The following is a 382-nucleotide window of genomic DNA, read 5'->3' on the forward strand; positions in this document are numbered from 1 at the left end:
CCGGACTACAGCATCGATTCCACCCAGATCGCCGGCGGCGCGCAGGGCCTGTTGGATGAGATCGCGATCAGCAAGATCTCCGGGGAAGAAGACATCTTCTCCCACACCGACCTGTGGGATTTCAACGCCAACCTGCAGGGTTCCCAGACCGCGGTGGCCTCGGTGCGCCCGATCCTCGACGAGCGCAATCCCGACCTGGGCACCCGGGTCGATCAGCGTTTCCAGGACACCGAAGCCCTGCTGCTGCAATACCGCCAAGGTGACGGCTTTGTCTCCTACGACACCGTCACCGAACCCCAGCGCCAAGAACTCTCCCGCGCCATCGACGCCCTCAGCAAAGAAGTGAGCCAGGTCCAAGGTGTCATCGCCCCACAATGATTCA

General features: G+C 62.3%; 1 protein-coding gene. It reads left to right on the top strand.

All coding sequences use genetic code 11. The features are described from left to right. A partial coding sequence (locus AC3A6P_RS36145; protein WP_487697471.1) for an imelysin family protein occupies positions 1 to 378 on the top strand: 378 nt, incomplete at its 5' end. Positions 379 to 382: the final 4 nt, after the last annotated feature.

This window comes from Mycobacterium sp. Soil_C_30 (assembly GCF_057656995.1).